General features: G+C 60.9%; 15 protein-coding genes. 7 read left to right on the top strand and 8 right to left on the bottom strand.

What is annotated here, in order from left to right:
• Positions 1-182 precede the first annotated feature (182 nt).
• Together A4R35_RS21675 and A4R35_RS21670 are read left to right on the top strand one after the other, a co-directional pair.
• Positions 183-524 (top strand): hypothetical protein, encoded by a 342-nt coding sequence (locus A4R35_RS21675; RefSeq protein ID WP_112433151.1) that lies wholly within the window; start codon positions 183-185, stop codon positions 522-524.
• A 219-nt stretch (positions 525-743) separates the two neighbouring features.
• Positions 744-1,931 (top strand): DUF1786 domain-containing protein, encoded by a 1,188-nt coding sequence (locus A4R35_RS21670; RefSeq protein ID WP_112433149.1) that lies wholly within the window; start codon positions 744-746, stop codon positions 1,929-1,931.
• 117 nt (positions 1,932-2,048) lie between these two features.
• Here A4R35_RS21670 and A4R35_RS21665 read toward each other — a convergent pair whose 3' ends face one another.
• On the bottom strand, positions 2,049-2,618 hold the full coding sequence (locus A4R35_RS21665; protein ID WP_189362166.1) for a helix-turn-helix domain-containing protein: 570 nt from the start codon (positions 2,616-2,618) through the stop codon (positions 2,049-2,051).
• A 413-nt stretch (positions 2,619-3,031) separates the two neighbouring features.
• Positions 3,032-3,355 carry an SCP2 sterol-binding domain-containing protein gene (locus A4R35_RS21660; protein ID WP_112433145.1) on the bottom strand — a complete coding sequence of 108 codons (324 nt, stop codon included), beginning with the start codon at positions 3,353-3,355 and terminating at the stop codon, positions 3,032-3,034.
• 465 nt (positions 3,356-3,820) lie between these two features.
• Here A4R35_RS21660 and A4R35_RS21655 point away from each other — a divergent pair, with 465 nt between their 5' ends.
• Positions 3,821-4,330, top strand: a complete 510-nt coding sequence (locus A4R35_RS21655) for a 6-pyruvoyl trahydropterin synthase family protein (RefSeq protein ID WP_112433143.1) — start codon at positions 3,821-3,823, stop codon at positions 4,328-4,330.
• Between the two features lie 18 nt (positions 4,331-4,348).
• Here the strand turns inward: A4R35_RS21655 and A4R35_RS21650 are convergent, their stop codons facing one another.
• Positions 4,349-5,449, bottom strand: a complete 1,101-nt coding sequence (locus tag A4R35_RS21650) for a patatin-like phospholipase family protein (protein ID WP_112433141.1) — start codon at positions 5,447-5,449, stop codon at positions 4,349-4,351.
• A gap of 464 nt (positions 5,450-5,913) precedes the next feature.
• Here A4R35_RS21650 and A4R35_RS21645 point away from each other — a divergent pair, with 464 nt between their 5' ends.
• The 3 genes from A4R35_RS21645 to A4R35_RS21635 all read left to right on the top strand — a co-directional run bounded on the left by A4R35_RS21645 (position 5,914) and on the right by A4R35_RS21635 (position 8,687).
• Positions 5,914-6,498 carry a hypothetical protein gene (locus tag A4R35_RS21645; protein ID WP_112433139.1) on the top strand — a complete coding sequence of 195 codons (585 nt, stop codon included), beginning with the start codon at positions 5,914-5,916 and terminating at the stop codon, positions 6,496-6,498.
• Between the two features lie 41 nt (positions 6,499-6,539).
• Entirely contained in the window at positions 6,540-7,562 is a 1,023-nt protein-coding gene (locus A4R35_RS21640) for a hypothetical protein (RefSeq protein ID WP_112433137.1), read from the top strand.
• Between the two features lie 141 nt (positions 7,563-7,703).
• Positions 7,704-8,687 carry an NAD-dependent epimerase/dehydratase family protein gene (locus A4R35_RS21635; protein WP_112433135.1) on the top strand — a complete coding sequence of 328 codons (984 nt, stop codon included), beginning with the start codon at positions 7,704-7,706 and terminating at the stop codon, positions 8,685-8,687.
• 129 nt (positions 8,688-8,816) lie between these two features.
• Here the strand turns inward: A4R35_RS21635 and A4R35_RS21630 are convergent, their stop codons facing one another.
• Positions 8,817-9,920: an aminopeptidase gene (locus A4R35_RS21630; RefSeq protein ID WP_112433133.1), complete on the bottom strand. Its 1,104-nt coding sequence runs from the start codon at positions 9,918-9,920 to the stop codon at positions 8,817-8,819.
• 260 nt (positions 9,921-10,180) lie between these two features.
• Here A4R35_RS21630 and A4R35_RS21625 point away from each other — a divergent pair, with 260 nt between their 5' ends.
• Entirely contained in the window at positions 10,181-10,507 is a 327-nt protein-coding gene (locus A4R35_RS21625; protein WP_112433131.1) for a hypothetical protein, read from the top strand.
• A 136-nt stretch (positions 10,508-10,643) separates the two neighbouring features.
• On the opposite strand, the gene A4R35_RS21620 is transcribed toward A4R35_RS21625, so the two are convergent.
• The 4 genes from A4R35_RS21620 to A4R35_RS24850 all read right to left on the bottom strand — a co-directional run bounded on the left by A4R35_RS21620 (position 10,644) and on the right by A4R35_RS24850 (position 13,831).
• Positions 10,644-11,528 (bottom strand): class I SAM-dependent methyltransferase, encoded by an 885-nt coding sequence (locus A4R35_RS21620; protein WP_112433129.1) that lies wholly within the window; start codon positions 11,526-11,528, stop codon positions 10,644-10,646.
• Positions 11,529-11,558: 30 nt separating this feature from the next.
• Entirely contained in the window at positions 11,559-12,446 is an 888-nt protein-coding gene (locus A4R35_RS21615) for a class I SAM-dependent methyltransferase (protein WP_189362164.1), read from the bottom strand.
• 98 nt (positions 12,447-12,544) lie between these two features.
• Complete coding sequence (locus tag A4R35_RS21610) at positions 12,545-12,931, bottom strand: cupin domain-containing protein (protein WP_112433125.1); 387 nt, start codon at positions 12,929-12,931, stop codon at positions 12,545-12,547.
• Between the two features lie 24 nt (positions 12,932-12,955).
• Positions 12,956-13,831: a hypothetical protein gene (locus A4R35_RS24850; RefSeq protein ID WP_223258527.1), complete on the bottom strand. Its 876-nt coding sequence runs from the start codon at positions 13,829-13,831 to the stop codon at positions 12,956-12,958.
• Between the last annotated feature and the right edge of the window lie 445 nt (positions 13,832-14,276).

Here is a 14,276-nt window from a genome sequence, read left to right as displayed (position 1 = left end):
ACATGCTCACAAATAGCTGAGCCGGTCGAGCGGCTTTTTTCATCTCACCACAAAGCAATTGGACGGACGGAGCGCGCTGCCCAACGCTGGTAGGTAGAGCTGAGCAGCCGCAGCCTCGGCCTGGTCGAGCGAGAGAGGGCCAACAGCAAGTAAACAAGGAAGGAAGGAAGGAGACGAGGAGCATGGCAGATCTGGCGTCCGTACCTGACTTTGAGATGGTAGCTACCTGTATCGCAGAGCGCTTTGAGGGCATGCGTCCCTTGATGAGCCAGTGGGCGGATCTGGCCCGCCTGGCTGTCCAGGGGCTGCCACACGATCGGGCGCGCCTGGCCGAGCTGGAGCGCCGTCTTAATCAGCTGCGCGCGGAACTGCGGACGTTTGTGCTGGTGGCGTCCGAGCATTTTTCCGATGGGCAGCTGACAGCTCTGCGCAAACGGGCCCGCATGAGTAAGTCGGCCTGGCGCTCGCTGAAGAAGGTGCGCCCGATCACAACGCGCTCCGGCTTCACGCTGATCAGTTTCTAGCTGGTCCGGCAAGGACGCCAGCAGCAGAGCAGGCCGCCCCCAGGACCGACGCCGACATGCTATACTGAACTGAGGCCTGAATGGGAGGCGTCAAGAGCAGAGTCTGCCGGCCCCCTGGCGCTGATCAGGAGTCAGGGACGGAGGACAGCACGGAAGAAGGTTGCTCTGGCCCATCCCGGCCTTGTCAGGAAGAGGGCAGAAAGGGGGCTCAGGTTTCGTATGGCAACTGCAACATCGGTGCGCGTGCTGGCGATCGATATCGGCACGGGCACACAGGATATCCTGCTCTTCGAAAGCGGCAGGACGATGGAGAACAATGTCAAGCTGGTGATGCCTTCGCCGACGGTGATCGTGGCCGAGCGCATTCGCCGGGCGACGGCGGCAGGCCGGCCTCTGCTGCTGACCGGGGTGACAATGGGCGGCGGCCCATCGCACTGGGCGGCGCGCGATCATGCGCTGGCCGGCTATCCAGTGGCGGTGACACCCGAGGCGGCGCGCACTTTCGACGATGACCTGACCGCGGTGGCCCAGATGGGCTTTGAGATCATTAGTGAGGAGGAGGCCGCCCGGCAGGCCCAGCACCCCGATGTGGTCCATATCGAGCTGCAGGATCTGGACGCGCGGGCGATCGTCCAGGCTCTGCGCACTTTCGATCTTGATCCGCGGGTGGATGCGCTGGCCATCGCCGCTTTTGATCACGGGGCCGCGCCGCCGGGCTATAGCGATCGACGCTTCCGCTTCGAGTTTCTGGAGCGCATGATCCGTCGCTCGCCCACGCCGGCGACTTTCGCTTACCTGGCGGAGGAGATTCCACCGGCGCTGACTCGCCTGCAGGCTATTAAAAGCAGTGTTGCCCGCTATGTGGAATACAGTGGTTCGGCACCAGAGCTGCCTGTGCTCTTGATGGATACAGGGGCCGCGGCTGCGCTGGGAGCCCTGGAGGACCCGCGCGTGCGTCGGCAGAGAGACTGCCTGCTTTGCAATATCGGCAATTTCCATACGCTGGCCTTCCACCTGGTGGAGGGGCGCATTGTGGGCCTCTTTGAGCACCATACCGGCGAGATCAGTCGGGCAAGGCTGGAGGAGCTGCTGCGGAAGCTGGCCGCCGGCACGTTGACTAACGATGAGGTCTTTTACGATAGCGGACATGGCGCGCTGGTGTTGGAGCCTGAGCGGGAGCGGGCGCGCGTGCCGCCAGCTGCCACCTCGGAGCTACCCTTTCTGGCGGTCACCGGGCCCCGCCGCGAACTGCTGCGTGGCTCAACCCTGCCACACTACGAGGCTGTGCCGCATGGCGACATGATGCTTGCAGGTTGCTTCGGTCTCTTGCGCGCCCTGGCTGAGCGCATACCGGCTCTTGGCCCGGCGATCCGGCCCGCGCTTCTAGGCGAGGCGAAGGCGGCTTAACGCGCGGAACAGCGGGGCGCGCAGGCGCGCAGAGCGGAGGGACGGTGAGCAAGGGAACAGGCTGGATAGCGAAGGGCCAGGAGAGAGGAGGAGAAGGGGCTGTAGACACGGGGAGCTTCATGAAGGGGTCGCACCACTCTCAGGGGTCTCGGCGCTGGGAGAGCGAGCGGAAGCCTCCGACTCAGGGGCCGCAGTGGGTAAAGGAATCGGCCCTTTGCTGCTCTGCCGGCGACGGCCCTTGCGACGGGAAGAGGGCTGCTCGCCGTCGGCGTCGGCCTCACTGCGTTGATCGAGGATGCGGGCCACCTTCTCGCGGATCAGGGTAATCTGGGAGTAAACGGCCTGACGTGACTGCTGAAGCTTGCGGGCAATAGCGGAGGGGCGTTCACTGTTGGCCAGATAGCGACAGATGGTGGCTTGTTTCTCGGTCAGATCAACGTCGGGGTGAGAGAGGGCGGTACGGGCCAGATCGACCAGTTCACCGTAGCGCCGGCGCTTATACTCATCGAGGTCCGCCGGAGAGAAGAGCCAGCGATCGACGACTCGTACGCCGGGGATGCGTCCGGCCTCTACGAGATGCATAAAGTGCCAGTAACTCAGATCGAGCTGCTTGGCGGCCTCGTGGGTAGTCAACATGCCATTCAGATGCTGCAGGTTATAGTGCAGTTCATCACTCCGTAGGGCCATCTTGGACGCCTTTCTCCACCTGGGATGCTGGTTGTCTCGCTTGTTTGTCTTCGTCTCGTTGCAGGACGCCAGTAGTCGGCGCAAGCAAGCAGCAGACGAGATACAATTGTTCATGGTGAGTATACCATACCTGGGGAGGGTTAGCAAGGCATAAGAGAGGAAAGCCGCCTCGGGAGAGCCACCCAAGGGGCGTGCGAGGAAACGAGGGTGGGAGCCGATAGCAGGCAGCGCAGGAGCGAATAAAGAGAAGAACACCTCGGGTCCATGAGAAGCCTCTCATGGGACCAAGGTGTCTCAGCCGGGAGACGCCGCGTGAGCGCCTCTGCTCGTTGCGTTGCGTTGCTCTGTTTTTTGGCTGTGCGCGGCTGTGAAAGTGGCTTCGCTCAGCCGGAAATAGGAGTCGAAGCCTGCGCTTAGCGAGGCCGATTAAAGAGATTCTGGAGACGCATCGCCAGCATCATATCGCCGCTGATCTTGATCTTACCGGTCATGAAGGCCGTGGTAGGATCAAGCTTGCCTTCGACAATGGAAGCCCAGTCTTTATCACTGACTGTGAGGGTGAGATCGGGCTTCTCTACGCCGCCTTTGATCAGTTCGGCCTGACCGTTCTCCAATTTGATGGCATAGACGCCAGGATCATCTCCGGTGATGTTCCACTGGAATGTCTTGTTCAGCCCACTCGCGGCTGACGGGTTGACATTCTGAACCATTGCATCGAAGATCTCAGCAGTTGTCATCGGTATACTCCTTTTTGGCTCTTTCGCAGGGAGTTACCCTAACTGGCACTGGTTACAGTATAGCAATGGCCCGCAAAGAATTCCAGGCAACTGGCTAACAAAAACGCCCACTTGCCCCGGCTCACAGCTAACTCAAGTGCCGCTGTCCCAGCTTTGAGCCTCTCTCTTGTGCGCCGCAAGGCAGGCCAGCCGAGACAGGCTCTTGTCAGGGGCGGTGCTTAATGGTATCGTGTCCCTGGCTGGTCAACATCCAGGGGGCGGCGCAGAGCGCCGGTAGCGTAGCGGCGCTGGCGCCTGGCTGACCGGGGAAGTCAGCGCGGCTGCCTGCCTCCCTGGCTCAATCTGAGACGTGCAGGGCCAGCCTGGCAGTCTGTCCCCTGTTGATGGACGCCAGACTCGCGACGGGCGGGCCTGGCCTGGGCGGGCCTGCCGGCAGGGAGGGAGGGACAATAGAAGAGATCCGCTATGGCTAGTGTAAGTAGCTTTAAGGTCAAGGTGGAGGGCGGCTATCTCCAGTTCAGCGCCGCTCACTTCATTACCTACGGCGGCAAGTGTGAGCGCCTCCACGGCCACAACTATGGCGTCACCGTGGAGGCGGAGGGAACCCTCAGCGAGGATCAGCTGGTCTTCGATTTCACCATCCTGAAGCGCCTGACGCGCGAGATCTGCCAGCAGCTGAACCATCGCTTCTTGCTGCCGATGAAGAATCCCCATATCGAGCTGATTGCCTCCGCCGACGAGTGGGAGATCCGCTTTGGCGAGAAGCGCTATGTCCTGCCGCGGGCCGAGGTGGTCGAGTTGCCGATCGATAACTCGACAGCGGAACGGCTGGCCGAGTATATCGCGCAGGAGCTGCTGGAGGCGCTTACACCCTATAATACGCTGAATATCCATACGCTGACGGTGGGCGTGTCGGAGGCGCCGACGCAGATCGCCTACTGCCATCTGGATCTGCGGCGACGCCTGCCAGGCTGAGACCAGGCGCGCGCTCGCTCAGGGCATGGCCGCTGAACCCGCCTGCCCTGGGTCCGGCCCGGCAAAGAAGCGCTCTGCAGCGGTACGACCCTGTTGATAGAGGGCCTCGATCTCGTCGCGACTCAGGTCAAAGCGTGTGGCGCCGATGCTCCCGACGGGGATGCTGATGGTACGGATGGCCTCGGCCCCCCGAGTGCGCTGCTCCAGGACCAGGCGATCGTGGGCCGAGAGCATGGTCGCCAGGAGGGCCTGACTAAAGGCGATGAGGTTGCCGGGCGGCAGCAGGGCTGGTGCCCGTGATAGGTCCTGGCCATCTTCACCGTGGCCTCCGTCCTGGTCTTCTGCACCATCGTTCTCGCAGAGGCGAAAGCCCAGCAGAGGCCGGGCCTGTTGGCCGTCTACAGGGGCCAGCGCGAAGAGGGGAAAGTCGCTCACAAGGCCCCCATCGACGATGTAGCTGAGGCCACCGTCGGGTCGCTGCAGGATGACTGGCACATAGAAGAAGGGGATACTGGCGCTCATGCGTACGGCGCGGGCAATGTCGAGCTGGTCAGGGTCGAGACCGTAGCCGGCCCGCTCGCTGTGCAGGTCCTGGGGGAGGCACAGCAGGCGCCGACGGCTGATGTCGGCGGCGATCACGGTCAGGCGATAGGCGGGGGGATCGCTGGCCGCCACTGTTTCGAAGGGCAGGCGCAGGTCGCCGAAGGTACGCAGACCGCGCGCCAGCAGCAGCTCACGCACGAAATGCTCCAGGTAGGTGCCTGCATGCAGGCCGAGCTTGAAGAGCAGCCGACTGACCTGATGGAGGTGCAGATGGTCGTCGGTGGCCTCATCGGCAAAGCGACGGTAGTCGATGGCTCCCATGATGGCATGTAGCTCGGCAGCGCTATAGCCGGCGGCGACCAGGGCGGCGATCATGGCCCCGGCTGAGGTGCCGGCCAGGCGATACCAGCGATAGCCACGCTCTTCGGCAACGGCCAAGGCCCCGATGTGGGCCAAAGCGCGCATGCCACCGCCTTCGAAGACGGCGTCGGCGATCAGCGTGGGCGGCTGCAGCGTCCAGGAGGTGGGGTCTGGTTGGGAGTGAGGAGCAAGAGGCAGGTCTGGAGTACTGGACATGTGGTGAAGAACCTCCAGAGGATGAGGTTGTTGATCGCGCGCCAGGGAGCGATGGGAGGGAAAGAGGAATGGTTTGCTCCAGAGAGCAGTTGCGCCCTCAGATGGACGCTCTCTATAATAACTATACACTGATTTCAACAGAAAAGAAAAGTCTCTGGACGGGCACAAGTGCAGCGATGCTCTAGCCTTTCCATCCCGAGTATTACCAGAGTGCTATCTTAATGGTTTTTTTCTATGCAAGACCCCCCAGGCCGTGATAGAATGGCAAACGCAGAATCGCGAGATCGCGCCCACTGCAGCCAGGGGAGTGTTTCACCCTCGATGAGCAGGCTCTGAAGCCAGCGTCTCTCTCGCAGGCTGATGCTCACTGTGCTGCTGTCGCGCCGCAGCTGCTGGTTGTAAGCGGAGTGAGACTATGGGATGGGCTTCGAGAGCGTTCTCCCCGTGCGACGACGAAGACGACGATGGATAAGGTCTATTACCTTGATTTACAGACCCTTCTGGACTACCTGCAGGGGCAATCGGCGATTCTCTCAACGACGGTGAGCGTACCTTCTGTGCGCGGCACCTGCCAGGGCCTGGTCTTTGTGAAGGAGGGAACGGTGCTCGAAAGCCTCATCCAGGGACCAAACGGCACGCTGCTGGCGAGTGGGGCCCGAGCCTATGCGCTGTTGAGCAGTCGGGATCAGTGGCAGGTGCGTATTCAGCCCGATGTCGAGCAGGTCCTGCGCTCCCTGGTACGTCCCGCTCTGCCCGAGCCTGAGCCACGGCCAGGACCGGGGGCGAGGCCGGCTCAGGCCGCGCTTCCTCCTGCCTCTCCCGCCTCGCCCCCTTCCCTCTCGCTGACGCCGGTCCCCCGACCGCTACGCCCGCTCGATGCCCAGCTGCTGGCGGGCTTCAGCATGCGCCAGCGCTTTGTTCTGCGCCTGGTCTTCACGATGGTGAACGGCGAGCGCTCGGTCGAGCAGATCAAGGCTCAGTTGAATCTCTCGCCCGCAGTGGTTGAGGAAGCGCTGACGACCTTGCGCAGCCTGGGTGTGATCAGCTAGCTCAAGCTCAACGCTGCAGCTTCGCTACGATGGAGGATGGTATGAAATCCCTGTTGGCCTGGTGGTTCCGCCTGACGCTCCCCAGGCATCTCCCGGAAACAACGCCGGCTGAGCGTGAACGCGCTCGCTACGCACGCCTGACCAGTACCTTCGCCCTGGTGATCGCGCCGCTCGGCCTGCTGGCTTTTATCTATGGAGCGCTGACTTCGCTGAATCCAATCGCTCCCTGGATCGAGGGCGTGGCCTGCTTCTGCGCTTTGGCCTCCCCTCTGCTGAACCGCTGGGGCTTCACTATTACCGCCGCCTCCTTGCTGGTGCTGAATTCGATGATCAACTCGGTGGGGAACCTGATTACGAACCCCCTCGATCCGGTCTACGTGGGGATCTTCAGCGCCCTGGTCATCCCGGTGGTGCTGGCCGGCGCTCTGCTTCCCCCGGTGGCCGCTCTGCTGACCAGCTTCTTGAACAGCGCCGTCATCGTCGGTCTGACGCTCTTCCAGCAACATACGCCCGAGTACGATCGCTGGCTGCGCCTGGGCTACGGCTCAATTATGATCGCTCTGCCGATTGCTCTGCAATTGATCGTGGGAATCATCACCTATGTGATTATGCGCTATCTGATCGCGACCATTCGCCGTGCCGATCGGGCGGAAGAGATTATCGCGCTGCAAAAGGAGATCGCCGAGTATCAGCGCCAGCGCGCTCAGGAGCAGCGCCAGCTTGAGGAGGGCATCGCCCAGATTGCTCAGGTCCATGCGGCGGTGGCCAATGGCAATCTCGATGCCCGCGTGCCTACGGGACAGGAGGGGGTGCTCTGGCAGATCGCGGTGCCGCTCAATAATTTGTTGAACCATGCCCAGCAGTGGAAGCGCAATTCCGATTTGCTGGAGCAGACGTATACGCTGGCGCATCAGTTGGTGCGTTATTTGCAGCGCTGCCGCCTGCAGCAGACGCCAGCGGTCTTTACGCAGCCAACGGGTACCCCCCTCGATCCTATTTTGCCAGAAATTCAGTACCTGAGTGAGAAGGCCAGCCGGACGGGCCGTACGTCGTCTCTGCAGTGAGCCAACGGCGCTGGCTCGCCCTGCTTCGCTCTCTCATTATTCTGCGCGCCTGCGCCTGGCCGCTGTCGGCCCGCCGCGGCGCGTTGCGATTCCTGGAACCTGCTATTTGGAGCTTGCTATCTGGAAGGAGCGTTTACCTGTATGCGAGTCCTCGTGACGGGCGCTTTTGGCAATATCGGCTTTAGTACGGTGCAGGAGCTGCTGCGCCAGGGCCATACGGTCCGTTGTCTCGACCTGCGAACGAAGCCTAATGAGCAAAAGGCGTCGCAGATTAGCCGTGAGGCGGGTGAGCGGGTGACGGTGCAATGGGGCGATATTCGCCAGCGCGAGGTGCTGGCCGAGGCGGTGCGCGATCAGGAGGTGGTGGTTCATCTGGCTGCCATTCTGCCGCCAGACATCTATGAGAAGCTAGAGCTGGCTTATGAGGTGAATGTGGAGGGGACGCGCAATGCGATTGAGGTGGCACGGCAGCAGCCCCGACCTCCACGTTTCCTCTTCGGTTCAAGTCTGGATGTGTTCGGCTACACGCAGGATCAGCCGCCGCCGCGCAAGGTGACCGATCCGGTCCAGGCTACCGACGATTATACGCGCCATAAGCTGGAAGGGGAGGCGATGCTGAAACAGTCCGGCCTGACCTGGACGATCTTCCGCTTCGCTGATGTCCCTCCCCTGGGGCCGAGGCCGATCCATCCGATTATGTTCCGCATTCCACTGGAGACGCGCCTGGAGATGCTGCATACATTCGACGCCGGGCTGGCGGTGGCCAATGCGGTGAGCAGTGACGAGGTCTGGGGGAAGATCTGGCTGATCGGCGGTGGACCATCCTGCCAGGTGCGCTATCGCGATTATTTGAACCGCATGCTGGAGGTGATGGGGATCGGTTCGCTGCCGGAGGAGGCCTTCGGCCACGAGCCGTACTGCACAGACTGGCTGGATACCAGCGAGAGTCAGCGGGTGCTGCGCTATCAGCGCCATTCCTTCGAGGAGATTATTCAGGATGTGGCGAAGTATGCGGCTCCGCCGGCTCCGGTGCGGGCGCTGATGCCGCTGCTGCGCCCGGTGGTGCGCCGCCAGATGCTGAAGCTTTCTCCCTATTGGCAGAAGGCTCAGGCTCGCTCGGCCTGAGTCTCGCGCAGAAAAAGCCCCTGGAGCTGCTTGAGGCGCGTTGGCCTGACTGCCCTTCTCAATAAGAGCAAGAGCAATCAGCCGACGCGCCTTTTGCTGTTGGTGGGTCTGCAATGAGCTGCTCCGGCTTTAGATGAGGATGCGCCCATCTTTGAGGAAGAGGGTGTCGTCTACCCAGACTTCGCCGCCCTTGCGCAGGTCGCAAATCATGTCCCAGTGCAGGGCCGAGCGGTTCTGTCCCCCCGCTTCGGGATAGCTGGCCCCCAGGGCAAGGTGGATGGTGCCACCGATTTTTTCGTCGAAGAGGATGTTGCGCGTGCTGCGCTGAATGTTCCAGTTGTTGCCAAAGGCAAATTCTCCGGCGATGCGGGCGCCACTGTCGATGTCGAGCATGCGCAGCAGGTAGTCCTGGCCCTGGCGGGCACTGGCCTCGACCACTTTGCCGCCGGCGAAGGCCAGGCGAACGCCGTCTACGAGGCGCCCGTCGACGGCACTGGGCAGGTCGAAGGTGATGGTGCCTTCGAGGCTCTCTTCGACGGGACTGGTGAAGATTTCGCCGCTGGGAAAGTTGCGCCGCCCGTCGCTATTGATGAAGCGCCGCCCAACAATAGAGAGGGTGAGGTCGGTGCCTTCGCTGAGGACGCGAATGCGCTGCTTCCCTTCAAGCCAGGCGACGAGACGCTGCTGCCGCTGAGAGAGGTCCCGCCAGCGGGCGGCAGGATCAGGATCGTTGAGAAAGCAGGCTTCGAAGACAAATTCTTCGAATTCGCTCAGGGAGAGGCCGGCATCCTGGGCATAGGCGACGGTCGGATAGAGGGTCAGACACCAGCGATAGCTGCCCTCCTGCTCGCGCTGCTGCAGGCGGTTTCTGATGGCTCCCTGGGCTTTGCGCCGCCTGGCCAGGCGGGCCGGGTCGAGGGTGGTAAGCGCGCTGGTGTTGCTTTCGGCTTCGATCCCCAGACGGGCCGCGATGCGTTCGGCGAAGCCTTCGAGGAGCAAGGGGGTGTGTTGCAGCTGGTCGTCGTTGCCCTCCCTCAGAAGCAGTTCTTCCAGGCTATCCAGGTTGAGCAGGGGCAGAGGATAGGCCCCGGTACGCAGGAGTTCGCGATAGACGTTCTCGATCAGGGGCGCGGCCAGGGGCGTGGATTGGATGGCGACAAGCTGGCCTGGCCGAACCTGGAGGCAGTAGTCGACCAGGGTGCGCGCCCAGCGGGCCAGTCGAATGTCATACATGTGACTTTCCTCTTTTCTTTTCTCCGCACCAGCAAGTCTGGTTTCTGACAGATGATGATAGCATAGGGGGAGAAGGTCGGCTACTCCAGTCAGGCCTTCCGGGCCACAGGTCGCGATCCGCCCCCGCTTCGGTACTGCTCTTGGGAACTCTTGGAACTTTTGAAGGACGATGCGTTTCTTAGAAAGTGAGCGGTATTGTTTTGCTACGGATGGCAGTAGTGTGACTGTTGCTCTGCGAGCGGAAAGGAGCGGCGAAACAGATGATTGTCCTGGTGATTCTTGTGCTCGTCGCGCTCTACCTGGGGTTGAGCCTGTGGATAAGTGTGCAGATCTGGCGCCAGCGGAGACAACAGCCGGCAACTGAGGCGACTGCCGCAGGCGCAGACGGCAGCGATTTTGATGCGGATGCGACCGACGGAGCGAATGGTCAGCCGGTCAGTGGCAGTGTGCATAGCCACCATCGCCATGCGCCGCATCCAGAGACATCGCTGCCATCACATTCGTCGGGTTCTCACCATAGCAGCCACACCGGCAGCCACTTCGGTGGAGGTGCCGGTGGTCACTTCGGTGGCCATACCAGCTTCTGAGTCCGTGCCAGCAAGGAGGAAAGCACCCGCAGCGCTTTTCCTCCTTGCTCATACGGCTCGCTTTTGAGATGACTGACTTTTTGAGAGAAAGGTGGCCAGCTTCCACGGGCGAGTCTGGCGCTGACCTGGATGTTCCCTACTGAGGCTTGTATCCCCAGACCGTCAGCAGCGAGTACAGGGCACAGAACTTGTCTTGCTGCATCTCTGCAAGCGCCTGCTGCACAAGCCTCTTCAGCTCCTCCTGAGTGGCCATCCCCATCTTGAGCAAAAATGGCTGGCTCAGCTCCAGGAGCATCAGGTAATCCTTGAAGACAGCATAGTAAGCATCGGTACCCATCGACCACTCGACTGCGCTGGCCCGCAGCCTCACCTCCTCAAAGCCCGCCTGCCTCACCAATTCAGGCAAGACCGGCGTGATCCCGACATGGCGCCCGTCCGCTGAGAAGCTCTGGCCCGCCTTCTTGAGCGCCTCGGCAAAGAGGGCATGCAAGCGCTCCAGGGCCGGGCTGGTGGTCAGCGGTAGCTCTGCCTCCGTCAGTCTGATCACCCCACCCGGCTTGAGCAGGCGTCGGCACTCGGCCAGCAGCTTCGGCCAGGCCTGCGGCAACATGAAGCCCAACAGCAGCCGCCCATTGATCAAATCGAAGGAGGCATCGGGAAAGTCCAGCGGCTGCATGACGTTCATCACCTGAAAGTGGACGTTCTCCAGCCCGCGCGACCAGGCTTGCGCGTTGGCGTATTCGATGATACTCTGGCTGATGTCCACGCCAAAGACGTGGACCCTGGGATAGGCAAAAGCGAGTTCTAAGGCCCAGCCTCCCGGGCCGCAGGCCAGGTCGAGGACGCGCCCCCCTTCTGGGAGAGGTGGCCCTGCGGGAAACTCGGGGAGGAGGCCCCCCATATGCCGATTAAGCATCTGGTCCTGATGCATCAATCGCGCTAATTCTGCTTCGTCCTCGGAATTGAGCACATAGGTATTCTGACTGCGCGCTCTCTCTTGACCATCCCCTGCAGGGTCCATCTCTTCTCTCTCCTCCTTTGTTGCTTCGCTCTACTGAGGCTTGTATCCCCAGACCGTCAGCAGCGAGTACAGCCCGCAGAACTCCTCTTGCTGCATCTCCGCCACTGCCTGCTGCTCCAGGCGCTCTAACTCGCTCTTATCGAGGCCCTCCATCTTCATCACAAAGGGCCTCATAAGTTCTAAGCCCATCAGCCAGTCCTTGAAGACCGGATAATGGGCTTCGGTACCCATCGACCACTCGACGGCACTGGCACGCAGGCGCACGTTGGCAAAGCCCGCCTGCCTCACCAATTTAGGCAGCACCGGCGTGAGACCAACATGACGCCCATCTGCCGAGAAGCTCTGGCCGGCTTTCTTGAGTGCATCGCAGAGCAAGGCCTGATAGCGCTCTAAGGCCGGACTGGTCGTCAGCGTCAGTTCAGTTTCCGTCAGCCTGATCACCCCGCCCGGCTTGAGCAGGCGCTGGCACTCGGCCAGCAGCTTCGGCCAGGTCCCTGGCAGCATGAAGCCAAAGAGCAGCCGCCCATTGATCAAATCGAAGGAGGCATCGGGAAAGTCCAGCGGCTGCATGACGTTCATCACCTGAAAGTGGACGTTCTCCAGCCCGCGCGACCAGGCTTGCGCGTTGGCGTATTCGATCACTGCCTGGCTGATGTCGACGCCGATCACGTTCACTTTGGGATAGGCGAAGGCCACTTCCAACGCCCAGCCTCCCGGGCCGCAGGCCAGGTCGAGGACGCGCCCCCCTTCGGGCAGTGGCGCCCCTTCAGGAAACTCGGGAAAGAGGCCGCCCATGCCTGCGGTGAGGATGCGATCCTGCAGCATCAGGCGCGCTAATTCGCCGGCATTCTCAGAGTCAATCAAATAGGTGCTGCGGCTATTCTCCAGCTCTTTACGATACCTCTCTTCAAGCGCCATCTCCGTTCTCCTCTGTTTACCCCCTTCTAGGCAGCAGGAAACTATTCTGTTAGAATTTGCCTGACAACGATAGTGACGAGCTAGATCGCGACATTGCATTACGGCTGATCTACTGCGATGCCAAAGCAGAGAAAGCGTAGTGGAAGCGAGCCAGCATTCGTAATCTCATGAGGCAGCAGAGGAGGGACAAGTAGACAGTCTCCCTCTCTCACCGTGAGTGACTGCTCACCAAGCGTCATCAGGCCTTCCCCTTCCAGTAGATAAAACACCTCTTGCATCGTTTCATGGGCGTGGCTGTGGATCGACTCGCCGGGAGCAACCTCTACCTCATTGACAAAACACAAGGTCGAGAGCGCCTCCTCACGATGAAGAAGGACTCGTTTGAGAGCCCCATGACGTGTTGGCTCCAGAGGGACTGTCTCCCTCGCCCGTATGAGAGGCTGCAGGAGCTTTGGAGCAGACGAGGAATGGTTCTGATCGGCCATGATTGCTCTCCTCTCACAACGCTCTCAGAGCAACTGATAGCCTGCTGAGTAGGCGATCGTTTTCCCCTCTTGCAAGAGAGTGAGGAAGCCAGCATCGCCCATCTGCAGGCGCTGCTCAGCTAGCCAGATGAGACGCGATAGCTTTCCCAAGAGGGTTGGATAGTGATCCTGAACCACAAGAATCAGGCGCTGGGCCTCCTCGATCGCTGCTGCAGGATCAAGCAGAATGAGACATTGAGCACGAGAAACTTGCATAACCAGGGACTCAAAGCCAGGCAGTTCGATGGTCAGGCCGTTCCACTCTTGGAAAAGCTGGTATGCGAGACGTGCAGCTTGCTCTCGGCGAGCCAACGCCAGAGGTTTTCGCAGATGAAAAGCAAGGCGCTTGTAGCCTTCTCCCTGCATATAGGTGATCTGATTGAGCGCTTTGGCGCGTTCACTGCCAGGAAGCGCAAGCACACTGCTACGTGCGGCGTCTAGCCGCTGCAGCCACAAGTTCTCATCCCCACGGGTAGCAGCGAGATGAGCATACTCACACAGGAAATGAGTCCAGAGGGGAGACAGCTCCTGCCCCTGAAGCAACTGGAGGCCTTCTTGACACGCCTGCTCAGCTTCGTCAAAATGCCAGAGCACACGCTGATGCCTCCCACGGCGAGCAAGCAACTGCGCTGCATGAAGACGCTCCTTGTCCTTCTTGAGATTGCCAACACGTAGAAAACGTCCCTCGAGTTCATCATAGAAGTCAATGAGCCGTTGAGCGCGTTGGTACCAAGAAAGTACATACTCCAGAGCACACGCCATGAGTAACCCAAGGCGTAACTCCCAAGAGGCCATTTCCGTGTCATCGCGCAGGTCGGGAGCAGCTAGCCAACGCTCATAGAGACTTTGCGTTACAGTCAATACATACTGATGCTCTCCCTGCTGCAAAAGCTTTTCTAGAGAGTTTAAGAGCAGAGATAAGAGGTCCAAATCAAGAGAAGCTTTTGAGAGGGCAACAGGCTGTCTTAGCTCCTTACTAGCCTGAAGAAGCTCGCTAGTCCCAACCGCTCCGGCCCCAAGGGCTACCGCCATGCGATGCAAGGCACGAAGTAATTCCCGTCGGGCATAGTCGAATGAAGGCATGTCCTGGCTCTCCTCTTTCACCCCTCGGAGTTGCTGAGATTCAACGCTAGCGGGCACAGCTGAACAGGAGGATCGCCACGTGGATGGCTCACTGGGAATGCCCACGGAGCAACCAGTCCGCAATTCGCCTGATCTCTGATGTGCCTGGCTGGTCTGCAGCCGAAGATGAGGCACTGCCAACCACCGCACTAGAGGACGCGCGCATAGGTAAGCCACAAGCTCT

Origin of the sequence: Thermogemmatispora tikiterensis (genome assembly GCF_003268475.1) — a bacterium.
In the GTDB taxonomy this organism is placed as follows: Bacteria; Chloroflexota; Ktedonobacteria; order Ktedonobacterales; family Ktedonobacteraceae; genus Thermogemmatispora; species Thermogemmatispora tikiterensis.
The sequence above is the reverse complement of the archived record's forward strand: the minus strand, read 5'-3'. Positions and strand labels throughout refer to the sequence as shown.